The sequence below is a fragment of the Streptomyces milbemycinicus genome, from assembly GCF_002154605.1.
GTDB lineage: Bacteria > Actinomycetota > Actinomycetes > Streptomycetales > Streptomycetaceae > Streptomyces > Streptomyces milbemycinicus.
In genome coordinates this window covers 46,261-61,186 of sequence record NZ_MUNE01000127.1, presented here as the reverse complement: position 1 = coordinate 61,186, position 14,926 = coordinate 46,261, and the positions used below count along the sequence as shown (strand labels likewise).

Sequence of the window (14,926 nt, the reverse complement as noted above, 5' to 3'; positions counted from 1 at the left end):
GGAGACCTGGCTGCGCCCCTCGCGGACGCCGTCGCCGGCCGTGGGCCGCGAGAGCATACCGCACCGGGAGATGACGCTGGGGGCTGATGTGCCCTTCGGGCCGCGCCGCCGCGAGCGGCTGTTTGACATTAACAACCCGGCTGGCTGGGTTGGGTTCAATGACCCAAATGTGACAGCCTCGACCGATGACATGACGGATGATCAAGACCGCAGACTCCCGCCCGAGATCAGCATGAGTATCCCGAGCGAGCGCCACGCCAGAGCCTCCGACCTGCATGTTCGAAGATGGCGAAGACTCAGTGAAGATCCCCAGTTCGGTGAACCTGTGCCGCTCGAAAAGTCAGCGCTGCATGTCATGCCGCACATCTGTACTCGTTGATGAGGCCGCCGAGGATCCGGGTGCGCAGGACTTTGCTGGTGCTGAGGGCATACGCCGCGGCGGGTTCTTTATGAGCGCCGGGTGGTAGCTGATTGCGCGCCTGGTGGCGTCGGTGCTCGTTGTAGGGCTGCTCGTAGGCCGCGAGGACATGGCAGGCGTGGGCCTCGTTCATGATCAAGACGTGGTCGAGGCCTTCGCGTCGGATGCTGCCGATGATGCGTTCGCAGTGCGCGTTCATACGAGGAGCCTGCGGCGCACTTTTGACGATCTCCATCTCCTCGGCCTCAAAGACGGCATCGAATGCCTCGCCGTACTTGCCATCGCGGTCACGCAGCAAGAAGCGCAGAGACTCGATGCGTATGCCCAGGGCGGCGGTGAGATTCCGCGCCTGCTGCACCGCCCGGTCGTGTGTCGGGCGGGCGGTGACCCCGGTGATGTGCAGCCGCCGTGTGCCGTGCTCGAGAAAGAACCGGCGCGTACAACCGCCCGCCGAGGGCTGTGTCGATATGGAAGAAGTCTGCCGCGATGATGCCCTCGGCTTGCGCGGTCAGGAACTCGCGCCAGGTGCGGCCTGAGCGACGTGGAGCGGGGTCGACGCCGGCTGCCTGAAGGATCTCCCAGACCGTCGAGGCGGCGATCCGATGCCCGAGTCGGGTCAGCTCCCCCTGGATCCGCCTGTGCCCCCACCGCGGATTCTCCCGGGCCAACCGCAGGACGAGCTTCTTGATCGCTGCCGTGGTGGGTGGGCGTCCGGTGCGCCTGCGCGCGGTGTAGTCCCACTGCGCGGCGATGAACCTGCGATGCCAGGCCAGCAGGGTGCCGGGGGCGACAGGGAAGACCCTGAACCAGTGGCGCCGGGGTATCAGCCCGGACAGGGCGGCGAACCAGAACCGGTCGGCGGGCCCATAGCGGACCGGTACGGTCAACTGGCGGCGCAGGACCGCGTTCTCCTGCCGCAACACCAGCAGTTCCGCGTCCTTCACCGTCCCACGACGCAGGAGCACCGCTGGAACAGTCAGCAGCTTCCGGATCACCTTGTACAACAAGGACACGATCACGGAGGACATGATCCCAGCGGACTGACCGCACCCCGCTCACCTGCGACGATGACTTTTCGAGCGCACAAGACCGCTGGGCCGTACGCCGGGAGGGAGCAAGGCAGTGGACCTCCTGCACAAGCGCTGTGCCGGCCTCAGGGTTATCCCGTGATCGGGGACTCCGCGATGCAGCCGCCAGCGGCCGCCAGGCCATCGGCACTCTGTTCCTCGAGCACCTTGCCCTTGTAGGTGATCTTGCACGCGACCTGGGCGCCTTCGGGGTCTGCGGCGACCGGCATGACCGCCGCGGGCATGATGCCGCGCAGCGTGACCGTCTTCGTCCAGGGCAGCTTGGGCTTCGACACCGACTCTATCTTCGGCTCCATGGCCTTGCCACCGCCGCCGTGGAAGTCGATCGAGTCGACGTTCTTCCCCGTGACCTCGTAGGTGACTTCGTACGTCTCGTCCACTGCCTTGTCGACCTGGTCAACCGCCTCGGAACAGGAGATGAGGCCGAGCGCGAGGCCGGCGACGGCGACGGCGACGGCGCAGACGGCGGTGCGGATAGTGCGGTTCAAAGGGATCCCCCCGGATCGTGAAGGTTGGATCCGCAGCCAATCGCAAAGAGAAAGTAAAGTCAAACCGTCATGAGACCTAACGAATCCGCAGGTCACACACCCTCGGTGCGCGCCGGGGGCGTTGCACGTGCCAGAAACCTCGTCCGTGCTGGTCAGGGAGCCTGAGCGCTGCAGCGGGGCCCGCCGGTCAACCGTGACGGTAGAGGATCCATCCCCCGTTGCCGACGCGACCTCCCCGATACCAGCATGGTCCGGTGCTGCTGCGACTGTCCTACCTGGCCTTGACGAACGTGTTCACGCCGCCACGGCTTCGGCCTATGCGTGATCGTGACAAAGACGCCGAGATCCTGGCGCTACGCCATCAACTGGCCGTGCTGCAGCGACAGACCGACAAACCAAAACTCACCTGGCCAGACCATGCGCTGCTCGCCGCCCTCCTGCACCGCCTCCCCCAGGTCCATCTTCGTCAACCACCACTGATGGTCCCGCCCGACCCCGTGCTGCGCCTCCACCGTGAGCTGCAGCGCCGCCGCCACGCGAAGGCCTCCCGCCCCAAACGGCCGGGACGACCCCGCACTGTACGATCCGTGCGCGCCCTGGTGTTACGGCTGGCACGAGAGAATTCCAGCTGAGGGTACCGGCGCATCCACGGCGAACTCACCGTCCTCGGTATCAAGGTCGCCGCCGGCACCGTGTGGAACATCCTCAAGGACCACGGCATCGACCCCGCACCCGAACGCCAACACACCACCTGGGCAACCTTCCTGCACTCCCAGGCCCAGGCCATCCTCGCCGCCGACTTCTTCGAGACCAAAACCCTGACCGGAGCGACACCGTACGTCCTCGCGGTGATCGAGCACGCCACCCGCCGCGTGCGAATTCTCGGCCCAACCGCACACCCCACCGCGGCCTGCGTCACCCAGGCTGCCCGCAATATGGCCATGGACCTCCAAGCCGCAGGCATCAAAACGAAGTTCTTGATCCGGGACCGTGACGTTCGCTACCCGGCATCCTTCGACACCGTCCCGCAAGCCGAGGGCATCAAGGTCATCCAGACCGGCGTCCAGATACCGCGCATGAACACGACCACGAAACGCTGGGTGCGATCATGCCGAACCGAACTCCCAGGCCGCACCCTCATCTGGAACCAGACCCATCTCCACCACGCGCCACGCGAGTACGAGGCGTTCTACAACGAGCACAGGCCTCACCGCACTTTCGCAAGCGCCGCACCGCTCCACCCACTACCCGAACCGATTACCGACCCCGACCAGCTCGCCCATCTCCACATCCATCGACGCGACCGCCTCAGCGGCATCCTGCACGAGTACCAACATGTCGCGTGACCAGCACGGACGAGGTTCTTGGCACCTACAACGACTGCGGCTCCATCGACACCGGGCCCCTCCCGCTCCGTGACCGGGAACGAGAAGGAGCGGCCACCAGACCAGCCTGCCGCAACGATCAACACCCCGACCAGCCCAAAAGTAAATAGGCAACAGGATCGGGCAGGCCCGCCCCGACCGATCTGCGGCTGGGCTGGGAGAGCCGCGACGAGGGCGACGACACCCTCTGGTACGACGACGTGGCAGTGGGCACCGCCCGCAACGGCTGCACCTGAGGCCCCGCGCACGCATTTCCCGGCGTGCGCCCCGGAAAAGCCCCTTCCGGCCAGAAGGGGCTTTCGGTATTTCTGGATTGGCGCCAACGGCCGCTGTCCCGCTAGAATTTGGGCGGTTCCAAGAAAAGGGGAAGCAGTGGCAGTTCGCTTTGTGCAGGTTGCGGAAACCGAGAAGGACGAGGAAGGGGTTCAGGAAACCGTCACGCTCGTCGTCGTCAACGGACAGACGGTGGAAACGCGAATCTACGGACGTACGGTTATTCACTGCGATCTCGAACCCGATATCACCGCGGACGTGCATTCGGTGGATATATCCGTGCCCACCTGGATCGAAGAGGAATACGAAACCGGGGAGCAGAACGAGGACGGCAGCAACACCATTGCCGTGCGGCAGGCCCTGAGGAATGAGCGCCGGACTGTGGACCTGGGCCCAGACGGGCTGAAGGCCCTGCAAAAGGCGCTGAAGCCCTTCGCCGCGGCGTCCCGGCCCGCGGAGGAGCCCCCCGCCAAGAAGCGTGGCCGCCCCGCCAAGAAGGCGGCTCAGACCCCTCCGAGCGCGAGCTAGCCTCGATCTTGCATGACGGTCCGTCGGTTTTCGGCGGGCCGTTTTTGCTGTGGCGAGCTGGTCGTGGGCATGGTGGTGGCCCGGCCGTAGCGTCGGCTCCGAGCGGAGCAGGGTCTGTGGGTCACGGATTGATGATGTGGGGGTCGGTGTCGATCGGCGACTGGTTGAAGTTGGTATCTCCTCCGTACTGGCTGGAGACGGTGTAGGCATCGGCCGGAAGGGTGTTGTCGGTGAAGAGGGTGAAGCCGTTGCTGTCCAGGGTCAGGATTGTGAAGAAGACGGTGTTGTCCACGTTGTCGATGGCGGTGACGACGTTGCCGGTGGGGACGCCCGTTCCGGGGGGGGGCACGGCTCCGTCGAGGTGAGGAAGGTGGCGGTGTCGGGGTTGTAGACGGCGGTCACGGTGTACGCGGTGGCGTTGGCGTTTGGGCGCTGGTGGTGAAGGTCGCCACTCCGCCCGACAACGTCCCGGAGCCGGTGACCGTACCGCCGGGACCGGACCTTGATCTGGAACCAGCGCCACCTCCTCCACGCACTCCGGGAGTTTGAGCAGGTCTACAACACTCATCGGCCCCACCAGGGCATCGCGAACGCCCGGCCACTGCACCCGCTGCCCGCACCAATCACCGATCCGGACAAGTTAACCCACTCCGACATACGACGACGCGACCGCCTCGGCAGCCTCCTCCACGAATATCACCATGCTGCCTGACCTACATGGATGAAGTTCTCGGCAAGGACAGCGCGGGACGGCCACCCGCCCCGGTAGCGACCCGGAGCACGGCCCGAGAGGCCGAGGACTACCGCATCAGCATCCTCGTCGACGACGTCGTCGCGATCGCGGAGGAACTCGGCTGGACGACATTCGATCTGGTCGGCCACGACTGGGGCGGCGCGGTGGCATGATGGACCGCCGATGCCCATCCCGGCCGCATACGCACCTGACCGTCGTCTCGACCCCGCACCCCGGCGCACTGGCCGGCGCCCTGCGCACGGACGAGGACCAGCGGGCACGGTCGCACTACATGCGCGACTGGCGTGAGACGCCCACGACCGAGGACGACATGCTCGCCCATGACGCCGACAAGCTACGGACCCTTTACGCCGACAAGGTCCCGCAGGCCAGCAGCGCCAACGCCTACGTCCGGCACCTGTCCCAGCCAGGCGCACTCACCGCAGCACTGAACTGGTACCGCTCGGGCCGCCCCGAACGCGCAATCGGCACCATCCACGTACTGCTGTAGCGGTGCTGAGGCGCGATCCAGATTTTTCGGAGTTCGGCGGTCTGAGGATGTCGAGAACGTGCCACCGGCTCCGTCCCGGGGACATCAGCGTCCACCACCGGCCGCACGAGGAAGAAGGAGAAACCAGCATGGCGATTCAGCGGATGGACAACGTCGGCATCGTCGTCGAGGACATGGATGCCGCCATCGCGTTCTTCGTGGAACTCGGTATGGAGCTGGAGGGCCGGGCGGAGGTCGAGGGCCTCTTCGCCGACCAGTGCACCGGACTCGACGGCGTCCGCTGTGACATCGCGATGGTCCGGACCCCGGACGGTCACAGCCGGCTCGAGCTGGCGAAGTACCACAGCCCCGCGGTGATCAGCGCCGGGCCGCGCAACCGGCCGCACAACATTCTGGGCACGCACCGCATCATGTTCGCCGTCGACGACATCGAGGACACCGTTGCCCGCCTGCGCCCTCACGGCGCCGAACTCGTCGGCGAGATCGCCCGGTTCGAGGACAGCTATCTGCTCTGCTACATCCGCGGCCCGGAGGGCATCATCGTCGGACTGGCCGAGCAACTGCGCTGAGAAGGAGAAACCGAACCATACAACCGAACGAGATCATCGAGGTTCTGAACCGCCCGATCAGCCAGGAGCTGCTGGCCCGTGACGTGACCCGCCTGGCCTACTGTCAAAGGCCAGTTCGTTCTGGCTCTTCGGCACTTTCCGTGAAGCGGACGATCTTGGGTTCCTGGCAGCGCGTTGTCAGCGGTTGAAGGCACACTGCTCGCATGGATCACTCTTCGCGCGCTGCGTCTCGTTCAAGCCGGAGGTCTGCGGGCTGGGTGGAGTCTCTGGGTGGCCCGTTGATCGCCGTGCCGGTGTCCGTTCTTGCGGAATGGGGTGGCTGTTCGGAGAACTGGGGCGAGGAATCGGGAGCCGTGGAGGATTACGACCGGGCTTGCGCTGTCGGGGGCTGGGCCGGACTGCTTGATGTCGGCTCGAGTGATGTCCGGGCCCTGGTCCTCGCGGACGAGCCCGCCACCAGCCGCTACTTGCCCGAGCAGCAGGTGTTTGTGCGCTGGCTGGCCGCCGACTCGGAAGGCGAGCTGGTTGCCGCAGCGCAGGCCGTCCTGGCCGATCCCGGCATCGAGTGGGAAGACGTCGGTGTCTGGGAGACGGACGGGCCGGCCGTGCTCATGGATTCCACCACGCCGGGAGCCGAACTCAACAAGGAGTACCCGGACGGTGGCCTGCCTGAGCAGGCTCCGGTTGCTCTGCCGGCTGGCCGGTGGCGAGTCCGTGCGGTTCACACGACGGGCGAATTCCCCTGGGTCGGTGTCGTCAAGCTGCTGCCCGAGGCGCCGTGCTGAGTGGCGACGGGAGGCAGTGGTGGGGTGCGCTCAGTGGGCGAGGAGGATGCGTCTGCGGAGTAGGTCGAAGCCGGCCCGGCCGTAGTGCTGGCGTTTGAGGAACTTGATTCCCGTGACGTTGCCCTCCACGGCACCTGAGTTCAGGGGCAGGGTGAGGCCCGCGGTGACGGCGTCGAGGTCCTTGCGTAGCCCGTTGGCGAAGGTGCGAATCTCCTTGACCTGGGACGCATCGGCCTGGGTGAGCCAGTCGCCAAGGCGGTGCCCGTCGCGACGGCGGAGGATGGTGGCGAAGCCCCGGGCCAGGCGGCAGGCTTCGGCGATCTCCTGGCAGCGTCCGCAGACGTCCTTGAGGTCCTGGCGGGCCTGGTCGCTCTGGTTCTCCGGGCGGCCGATGATCCATCGCACGACATCGGCGACCGCGGGCGGTGGGGGAGGAACCGCTTGAGGGCCGTTGTGCCGGGCCAGGGTGTTGAGGAAGCGGCGGACCGCTCTTGCGGCAGCCTTGGTAGCCGCGGGCGGCGATCTCGTCGCGCAGGGTCTGCGCGTTGTCGCACCCTTCGGCCCACCGACGCGCGAGATACGGCTTGTGCGGTGTGAGCGCACTGGAGCGGCTGGGCCGCTCACGCATCAGTGACTCGGCGGTGGCGGCGCGGGCATAGCGGCGTACGGTCTTGCGGTCGAGCCCGAGCCGTGCGCTGATCGCGTCGATGGTCAGACCGCGCTGGAACAATTCATGGACGTCGCGGTGTCGTTCGCGGATCTTGCGCTCGTAGGGGGTTTCCTCACCTGAAGTCCTGGCCGGGGCGGTAGACTGCTCGGAATCGGGCTGGGAGACCTTCAGGCAGGAGCGATGCCGGGTGACGGTCTTCTCCAACCCCGTGGCGAGGTTGTGGAGGAGATGCCACCGGTCTGCGACCTGCGAGATTCCGGGCTGGCCCCGTTCAGCGCCCTCGGCGAAGGCGCCGCCGCGGTCCCGGCAGACCGTGCCGATGTGCGGGTGTTGGCGGAGCCAGTCGGCGAAGGTGTCGGCCGTGTGATCGGGCAGGACATCGACAGGACGCCGACTGTCCATGTCGATGAGGATGGCGCCGAAGCGTCGGCCTCGGCGGAAGGCGAACTCATCGACACCGAGCACACTCAGCTCGGGCACCTCCGGCAGTTCCATGGAACGGATCAGCCGGAGCAGGGTAGGACCGCTCACCGGGGCGGCCAGCCGCTCGGCGAGGCGTTCACCGGCCTGTCCGCCGAGCGCCAAGGCAGCCTGCTGCAGCAGGCGTTGGAGCGTGACGGTCCGTCGGCCGTAGCGGAAGGCGAGGTGCTCGACCTGCTCAGCGAACGTCTCCCTTCACCGACAGCGATCGCGCTGTCCTCGCCGGACTGCTCCACCACCTGCCCAAAGACAGACTGCGGCACCTTCTACTGCTGGTCCGCCCCGAGACGGTCATACGCTGGCATCGTGAGCTGCTCAGGCGGCGCCATGCCGCAACCTGCGTGCCCAAGCGGCGTGGACGCCCCCGCACCATCCGCTCGATCCGTGCCCTGGTCCTGCGTCTGGCCAGGGAAAATGCCTCGTGGGGATATCGACGGATCCACGGCGAACTCGCAGTACTGCGCGCCACGAGCACCCCGGATGAACACCCCCTGCGAACGCGTCATCGGCAGCATCCGCCGCGAGGTCCTCGACCACGTCCTCATTCTGGGCGAAGACCATGCCCAACAGGCCCTTGCTGTCTACCAGAGTCACCACAACGAGCACCGGCCCCACCAAGCCCGCACCCAACTACCACCCGATGCCCAGAATCAGCCTGCCGCAACGGACACCGGCGCCCACCGACTGCTGCGAACCCGCATCCTCGGCGGCCTCATCAGCGAGTACCGATACCCTGCGTGACGTGCAGCGACGACTTTTCGAGCGGCACGGGATCGGTCGGCCTGAGCCCGTACCGGCCCTCGAGTCCGGGGAGAAGCTGCATGGCAACTTTTCCGGCCGCTCCGGTGACAAGAAGGCGCATGTGGCACCCTTTCTGACTCGCGACCTGCGCTCGCGATGTTGGTACGGCCACTCCTCGGCGGCAATTGTTGCGGCTGTGTTTCCATGAGCTTCTGCACACAATTTGACGCGTGCTGAGACCGGCTCCATTGTGTTGCATCATTCGGCAGCCACACGGAGGTTGGACATGCGTCGACGCTGGCGGGGAGTACTCATCCCCGTTGCATTCGGAACACTCCTCAGCACCCAGGGATCTGCCCTCGCCAATCCGCTGGGAGGCGGCAGCCAGCGGGCCGCCGCGACCGTGGCGGTACAGGAGTTCAAGCGCGACGTCGACTACCCGACCGCCGGCCAGACCGGCACCTTCACCGCGAAGCTGGCCGCAGACAGGGCCATCATGGTCGACGAGCTCGTCTTCGCGGTACGGGACAGCTCGGACGCGCGCCTCGACTTCGGGCACCGTACGAACGTCCAGCTTGGTACGACGGCGCAGACGTTCACGGCCTCGCGGTCGTTCCCTGCGGGCACATTCAAGATCTGGATGGCCTACCGCCAGGGCACCACCTGGACGAACCTGGCGCCGAATCCGGCGCAGACGTTCACTGCCACCAAGTCCTCGTCCGGTGGTGAGAACCCGCCGACCGGGGTGCAACCGCAGGGCGGCGGCACCGGCTGGAACGTCAAGTGGTGGGACGAGTTCAACGGCACCTCGGTCGACTGGGGCACCAAGTGGCGCGGCAACTCCAGCTCCCTCGCCGACCACGGCCGCGGCAACAAGGGCAACCAGCAGCTGGAGTACAACCTCGATCGCAACTGCCAGGAGAGGGACGGCGCCGTCACCATCACCGCGAAGCGGGAGAACCACACCTCTCCGTCGGGCGCGGTCTACGGCTGGACTTCCTGCCTGCTCACCTCGACCGGCTCCAGCGGCTACACCTTCAAGCACGCCTTCATCGAGTCGCGCGCCAAGCTGACGTACAACGTCAAGGACGCGAACGGCAAGCCCGTCTCCGACAAGCGTGGCTTCTGGCCCGCCTTTTGGACCTGGCAGGCGGACGGCGTCAACTCCTGGCAGGAGACCGATGCCTACGAGCAGTACAGCGACAACCCGCGCAAGCTCCACCTGACCTCGCACGCGGGCTCCGGCGGCGGCTGCCAGCCGACTCTGGACTTCGACCCGGGCGACGGCTTCCACACCTACGGTGCGGACATCTCGCCCACCGGCACGAGGTTCTATATCGACGGCCAGCTGGTGTGCACCGTGGCGGGTACCCCCTCGGAGAACACGAACATCATCGAGGACCTGTACGTGTACTCCCGCCCCGGCTCTGAACCGAACCCGGCGACGGTCTCGGCGCAGAAGTCGGTCGACTACGTGCGCGTCTGGCAGAGGTAGGCGGGCCACGTGAGTCGGGGCAGGGCCGCCGCGGCCCTGCCCCGACTCACGCCCACTCAGCGCCGGACCCTTGAACGCCTCCGCCGGCCGCCCCGCCGCCAGCCCTGTGCTTGCCGAGAATGTCATCCGCCCTGGTCGGAGGCCTGTATCGGGACCGGCGGTCGTCGGCCTCACTGCTCGGGTAGGCGCTCTCGCGTAGTCGGTGGTTCACACGTCATGATGATCGACCGTGCTGCTGCGACTGGCCTACCTGGGCGTGACCAACGCGTTCGCGCTGCTGCGTCTGCTGCCGATGAGCGACCGGGACAAGGATGCGGAGATCCTGGCTCTCCGTCATCAGATCACGGTGCTCTCATCGGCACGGGCATGCGCAAGGGAGAAGCCCTCGGCCTGCATTGGGCCGACGTCCACACCGACGAACAGGTGCTCTACGCCCTCTCCGCCATCAACAACTCCCGCCTGGTCATCACCACACCCAAGACCCGCGCCAGCAAGAACTGGGCCGCCCTCTCGCCCCGCGTCATCAGGGTCCTTGAACAGCGCGCCACAGAAACCCGCACACACATCAACGACCCATCAGATCTGTTCACCGGCCTGGTCTTCTGCCGACCCGACGGACAACCGCTACGGCCCCAGACCGTCCTGGACCGATTCCGCAAACGCGCCAAAGAAGCCGGCGTGTCCCGCATCACCCTGCACGATCTACGCCACCTCGCCGCCACCCTCACCCAAACCGACCCCACCAACAACCGCTGGCACCGGCCCACCTGGCTGCGACCACACCGCGACCACACCAACCACCACAACCCACTCAGAGCGCTCTACTCCCCCGCCCTGGCCCTCACTTCACCCACCGCATCCCAGCCCCAAGGAACGCATGCGACCACCACGCGACCACCACACCGAAACACACGGAAAAAGGCCGCCCCCGCATCTCTGCGGAAACAGCCTCCGACCTGTGAAAACGCCGGTCGGGACGACAGGATTTGAACCTGCGACCCCTTGCCCCCATCAGGTGCGTGAGACGTTGCCGACCGCGATGCGCAGGTCGTCCTCTTCTGCGAGCAGCGGGGGCAGGGGAGTTGCGTTGGCGGGGTTGAGAGAGTCGAAAAGGAGGACGACGAAGCGGGCGCGCATGGAGGCCGCGGTGCCAGGGAGTGCGAGGCCGGCTACGGCCATGACGAGGAAGTGCGGGATGTCCTCAGCGGTGAGGTCGGGGCGGATCTCACCCGCCTGCTGCGCGCGAACCAATAGGGGATGGAGTGAGTCACTGAAGCGCTGGAGGACGTCCACGGCGACGTCGGCGAAGTTGCTGGCGAAGGTGACCAGCCCCCGTTCCTGAGTGATCAGGTCGAGCAGATGTGTGGCGATGTCCTGAAGAGCCTGGCGCGTATGGGGGGCGTCGGCGGCGCGCTCGATGAGGGGCAGCAGGTCGGTTTCCAGGATGTCGTCGAGGACGGCCCGGACGATGGCTTCCCGGTTGGGGAAGTGGCGATAGAGGGTGGCGATGCCCACGCCGGCCTCTGCTGCGATCTGTTCCAGGGAGGCTTCGCCCTTACCGAGCACGGTTCGTCCCGCGGCGGTGATGCGCTCCACGCTGGAGCGAGCATCAACTCTGCGCCGGGGGGCGCGGTTTTTCGTGGTGGCCATCCGTAACTCTTCCTGCTCTGCGATGAGGCCCATCCCCTCAGTCGGTAGCATTCTATCGCATTGATAGCCTCCTATCGGTTTGATAGTACTCTCTCACTTCACTGCGAGGTCGGGCCTGTGAGGCCGTGGGAGATGGGGAGAGATCTGTGTCCGTTCTGCTGTACCGGCTGGGAAGGTTCGCCTACGGCAAACCCTGGTACGTCATCGGAGGCTGGCTGGCTGTGCTGGCGGCGGTCGTGGCGCTGCTCGTGGCCAACCCCGTCAAGCTCAGCAACGAGGTGCGCATCGACGGCACCCCGGCCCAGGAGGTCATCGACAACCTTTCCGTGGCCTTGCCGGAGGCGTCCGGGGGCCAGGGCATGCTGGTCTTCAAGGCCCCGGAGGGGGCCCGGATAGACGACGCGAGCGTCCGTCCCGCCCTACTGGCGGCAGTGGACGCCGTCTATCGCCACGACCATGTCATCGACGCCAGGAAGGCCCTGGCCCAGGAAGCCGCCAAGGGTGAGAGCAGTCCGCTGATGCGGGCCCAGGCAGCGGTGGCTCGGGCCGCCGGCCGGCCGTCCTCCGGAAAGACGCCTGTACCGTTGCAGGCCGGCGGTCAGCCGGTGCCGGGAGTCACCGTCTCCGCCAATGGCTCAACAGCGTTGATGCAGTTCCAGTTCGACGAGCAGACCTATGAACTCCCGTCCGGGACGATCGACAGCACCATCAAGGTCGCCGAGCAACGGGCCGCACGCGGCGGCCTTGAGGTCCTGCCGTCGGCAACGATGATGGCGATCCCTGAGATCATCGGCGTCGGAGAGATCGTCGGTATTCTCGTCGCAGCCGTTGTCCTGCTCGTCACTTTGGGGTCGGTCGTGGCAGCGGGCCTGCCCCTGGTCATCGCCCTGGTCGGCGTCACGATCGGAGTGGGCGGCGCCTTCACTCTCTCCACCGTCTTCGAGATCCACTCGCTCACCGCGGTGCTGGCACTGATGCTGGGGCTGGCCGTCGGCATCGACTACGCCCTGTTCATCGTCAACCGCGAACGCCAGCTGATCCTGGACGACGGCCTGGACGCGCACGAAGCGACCAGCCGCGCCATCGGCACCGCCGGGAGCGCGGTCTTCTTCGCCGGCAGCACCGTCATCATCGCCTTGGCGGGGCTCCTGGTCATCGGGATCACTCTGCTCACCACCATGGCCATCGTCGCGGCTGTCACGATCGCGATTGCCGTACTGCTCGCACTGACCCTGTTGCCGGCGCTATTGGGCCTGGTCAAGGAACGCATCTGCCCCACCCGAACCTGGCACAGGGCACGGCAGCAGAATGCTGCCGCCGGGCACGCACGGGCATTCCGTTGGGGAACGCGCCTCGTCCGCCACAAGTACGCCGCTCTCGCAGCCGCGGTCCTGGTTCCCGTGATCCTGGCGGTGCCCGCTGCCGGCATGAAGATGGGCCTGCCCTCTGGCGCCAGCTTCAACACCAACACCCCACAGCGCCAGAGCTACGAGCTGGTCAGCGACGCCTACGGGCCCGGCTACAACGGCCCGCTCATGGTCACCGTCAGCTCCAGCACCAACGGACAGCCCCTCACCCCCGCCACCCTCGCCGCGGTCACCTCCGACTTGCGGCACACCAAGGACACCACCTCGGTCTCCCTGGCCGGGATGAACAGCACCGGCACCACAGCCATCCTCAGCCTCATTCCCGGCACCGGACCGAACGACGACGCAACCAAAGACCTCGTCACCGCAGTACGGGACAAGAGCACACAGACCAGCAATGAACACCAAGCCACCATCGGCATCACCGGCTTCACCGCCCTCGCGATCGACGTATCCGACCGGCTCTCCGACGTCCTGCCCGTCTATGTGGCAACCGTGCTCGGACTCTCCCTGATCGTCCTGCTCCTGGTCTTCCGCTCCCTCATGGTCCCCGTGATGGCCACCCTCGGCTTCCTGCTGAGCATCGCCGCCACCTTCGGCCTCACCACGGCCGTGTTCCAATGGGGCTGGCTGCAGAACCTGATCGGACTCGACGCCACCGCACCGGTCGTAAGCCTGCTGCCCATCATCATCACCGGTGTCCTCTACGGGCTCGCCATGGACTACCAGATGTTCCTGGGGACCTCCATGCGCGAAGCACACATCCACGGCGCCACCGCGCAGGGCGCCACCATCGCCGGCTTCGCCCGTGCCAGCTCCGTCGTCGTAGCCGCGGCCACCATCATGGTCTCCGTCTTCGCCGGGTTCATCTTCAACGCCCAGCCCATGATCAAACAAGCTGGCTTCGCGCTGGCCACAGGCATCCTCATCGACGCCTTCGTCATCCGCATGACACTCATCCCGGCCGCCATGGCACTCGCACAGGAGAAAGCCTGGTGGATCCCCGCCTGGCTGGACCGCCTGCTGCCCGACCTCGACGTCGAGGGCGACAAACTCGCGCAGAAGATCCCGCTGCCTCGCCCCGCGACCCCCCAGCCGCACGCCACAGCGCAGAACACCGAACCTGCCAACTGACCGCTGCCACAGTCTCTTCCCGCACTGCCCTCAGGCCATCTGTACGGAAAGAGACTGTGACAGGTCAAGCCCGCTTGTCCATCACCAACCGACGAGTTGCATCCGACGCACACGCGATGCCCTCACCAGCACCGTTCACATTCCCCCGGGGATGGCCCACGTCGGGGGGCAGGGTGACGCGTGACACCAGTCCATCTGGGGCACTTCCACAGGCACACTGAGTGACTGCCACAGGCCGGGGCAGAAGCCTGCCAGCAGGTGCATTTGCGGAGGATCGGCTACGTGGCACGGCACGACGTTGAAGACGAGCTTCCCCATGTCATTGTCAAGCGGCGTCCATGACACTGCGCTTGCCGAGATTGTCATCCGCCCTGGTGGGAGCCAGCGCATGGGGTTCGGCGTTTGACGGCCGCGGTGGCTCGAATCCGCTTCCGCGAACTCGGCATCCGCGCACAACTCACCGAGCCGATCACGTACCGCGACCGGTAGCGGCACCTGACGGCCGGAGTACTTCGGCCGCACCGCCCGCGCCACCGCCCGCGCCACCTCCGGCGCCGGCTCCGGCCACGACCGCGGCTCCATCGACACCGGGCCCCTCCCGCTCCGTGACC

At 66.5% G+C, this 14,926-nt stretch carries 15 protein-coding genes and 4 pseudogenes; 12 read left to right on the top strand and 7 right to left on the bottom strand.

The features are described from left to right. Window positions 1-353 precede the first annotated feature (353 nt). The 3 genes from CCN51_RS59605 to CCN51_RS11235 all read right to left on the bottom strand — a co-directional run bounded on the left by CCN51_RS59605 (window position 354) and on the right by CCN51_RS11235 (window position 1,994). On the bottom strand, window positions 354-716 hold the full coding sequence (locus CCN51_RS59605) for an integrase core domain-containing protein (protein ID WP_319637705.1): 363 nt from the start codon (window positions 714-716) through the stop codon (window positions 354-356). After that, entirely contained in the window at window positions 706-1,446 is a 741-nt protein-coding gene (locus tag CCN51_RS11240; protein ID WP_319637704.1) for a helix-turn-helix domain-containing protein, read from the bottom strand. Before CCN51_RS11240 ends, CCN51_RS59605 begins: the two co-directional genes overlap by 11 nt. A gap of 131 nt (window positions 1,447-1,577) precedes the next feature. Next, window positions 1,578-1,994, bottom strand: coding sequence for an MmpS family transport accessory protein (locus CCN51_RS11235; protein WP_014182434.1), 417 nt, complete (start codon window positions 1,992-1,994; stop codon window positions 1,578-1,580). A 254-nt stretch (window positions 1,995-2,248) separates the two neighbouring features. Here CCN51_RS11235 and CCN51_RS11230 point away from each other — a divergent pair. From CCN51_RS11230 to CCN51_RS11225, 3 genes and pseudogenes are all read left to right on the top strand, one after another. After that, window positions 2,249-3,340 (top strand): annotated as a pseudogene (locus CCN51_RS11230) (transposase family protein). 167 nt (window positions 3,341-3,507) lie between these two features. Continuing rightward, window positions 3,508-3,615, top strand: a pseudogene (locus tag CCN51_RS57220) (hydrolase); the annotation flags it as partial. Between the two features lie 136 nt (window positions 3,616-3,751). Then, the gene (locus CCN51_RS11225) at window positions 3,752-4,180 is read left to right on the top strand and encodes a hypothetical protein (protein WP_043488371.1); all 429 of its coding nucleotides are present in this window, start codon (window positions 3,752-3,754) and stop codon (window positions 4,178-4,180) included. Window positions 4,181-4,301: 121 nt separating this feature from the next. Here the strand turns inward: CCN51_RS11225 and CCN51_RS11220 are convergent, their stop codons facing one another. Continuing rightward, window positions 4,302-4,529, bottom strand: coding sequence for an Ig-like domain repeat protein (locus CCN51_RS11220; protein ID WP_014182438.1), 228 nt, complete (start codon window positions 4,527-4,529; stop codon window positions 4,302-4,304). A gap of 368 nt (window positions 4,530-4,897) precedes the next feature. Between CCN51_RS11220 and CCN51_RS56400 the strand changes: the two genes are divergently transcribed. The 4 genes from CCN51_RS56400 to CCN51_RS11200 all read left to right on the top strand — a co-directional run bounded on the left by CCN51_RS56400 (window position 4,898) and on the right by CCN51_RS11200 (window position 6,778). Continuing rightward, a complete protein-coding gene (locus tag CCN51_RS56400) occupies window positions 4,898-5,086 on the top strand; it encodes an alpha/beta fold hydrolase (protein ID WP_014182439.1) in 189 nt (62 codons plus the stop codon). After that, window positions 5,083-5,424, top strand: coding sequence for a hypothetical protein (locus tag CCN51_RS11210; RefSeq protein ID WP_193383769.1), 342 nt, complete (start codon window positions 5,083-5,085; stop codon window positions 5,422-5,424). The genes CCN51_RS56400 and CCN51_RS11210 overlap by 4 nt, the downstream gene beginning before the upstream one ends. 128 nt (window positions 5,425-5,552) lie before the next feature. Next, window positions 5,553-5,993, top strand: a complete 441-nt coding sequence (locus CCN51_RS11205) for a VOC family protein (RefSeq protein ID WP_014182441.1) — start codon at window positions 5,553-5,555, stop codon at window positions 5,991-5,993. 203 nt (window positions 5,994-6,196) lie between these two features. Next, complete coding sequence (locus tag CCN51_RS11200) at window positions 6,197-6,778, top strand: Imm21 family immunity protein (RefSeq protein ID WP_055414080.1); 582 nt, start codon at window positions 6,197-6,199, stop codon at window positions 6,776-6,778. Between the two features lie 30 nt (window positions 6,779-6,808). On the opposite strand, the gene CCN51_RS54860 is transcribed toward CCN51_RS11200, so the two are convergent. Both CCN51_RS54860 and CCN51_RS59910 read right to left on the bottom strand, forming a co-directional pair. After that, window positions 6,809-7,381, bottom strand: coding sequence for a transposase (locus CCN51_RS54860; RefSeq protein WP_425444756.1), 573 nt, complete (start codon window positions 7,379-7,381; stop codon window positions 6,809-6,811). A gap of 289 nt (window positions 7,382-7,670) precedes the next feature. Further along, a pseudogene (locus CCN51_RS59910) lies at window positions 7,671-7,850 on the bottom strand (ISL3-like element ISAzba9 family transposase); the annotation flags it as partial. A gap of 272 nt (window positions 7,851-8,122) precedes the next feature. On the opposite strand from CCN51_RS59910, the pseudogene CCN51_RS59905 reads away from it, so the two are divergent. From CCN51_RS59905 to CCN51_RS11170, 4 genes and pseudogenes are all read left to right on the top strand, one after another. After that, a pseudogene (locus CCN51_RS59905) lies at window positions 8,123-8,389 on the top strand (integrase); the annotation flags it as partial. Further along, window positions 8,343-8,669, top strand: a complete 327-nt coding sequence (locus CCN51_RS59900) for an integrase core domain-containing protein (protein WP_405385181.1) — start codon at window positions 8,343-8,345, stop codon at window positions 8,667-8,669. The pseudogene CCN51_RS59905 and the gene CCN51_RS59900, both read left to right, overlap by 47 nt. 286 nt (window positions 8,670-8,955) lie before the next feature. Then, window positions 8,956-10,164, top strand: a complete 1,209-nt coding sequence (locus CCN51_RS11175; RefSeq protein WP_014182445.1) for a glycoside hydrolase family 16 protein — start codon at window positions 8,956-8,958, stop codon at window positions 10,162-10,164. Window positions 10,165-10,530: 366 nt separating this feature from the next. Then, complete coding sequence (locus CCN51_RS11170; RefSeq protein WP_014182446.1) at window positions 10,531-11,154, top strand: tyrosine-type recombinase/integrase; 624 nt, start codon at window positions 10,531-10,533, stop codon at window positions 11,152-11,154. 21 nt (window positions 11,155-11,175) lie between these two features. Here the strand turns inward: CCN51_RS11170 and CCN51_RS11165 are convergent, their stop codons facing one another. Then, entirely contained in the window at window positions 11,176-11,814 is a 639-nt protein-coding gene (locus tag CCN51_RS11165) for a TetR/AcrR family transcriptional regulator (protein ID WP_043488377.1), read from the bottom strand. A 146-nt stretch (window positions 11,815-11,960) separates the two neighbouring features. Here CCN51_RS11165 and CCN51_RS11160 point away from each other — a divergent pair, with 146 nt between their 5' ends. Then, a complete protein-coding gene (locus tag CCN51_RS11160) occupies window positions 11,961-14,315 on the top strand; it encodes an MMPL family transporter (protein ID WP_014182448.1) in 2,355 nt (784 codons plus the stop codon). Window positions 14,316-14,926 lie beyond the last annotated feature (611 nt).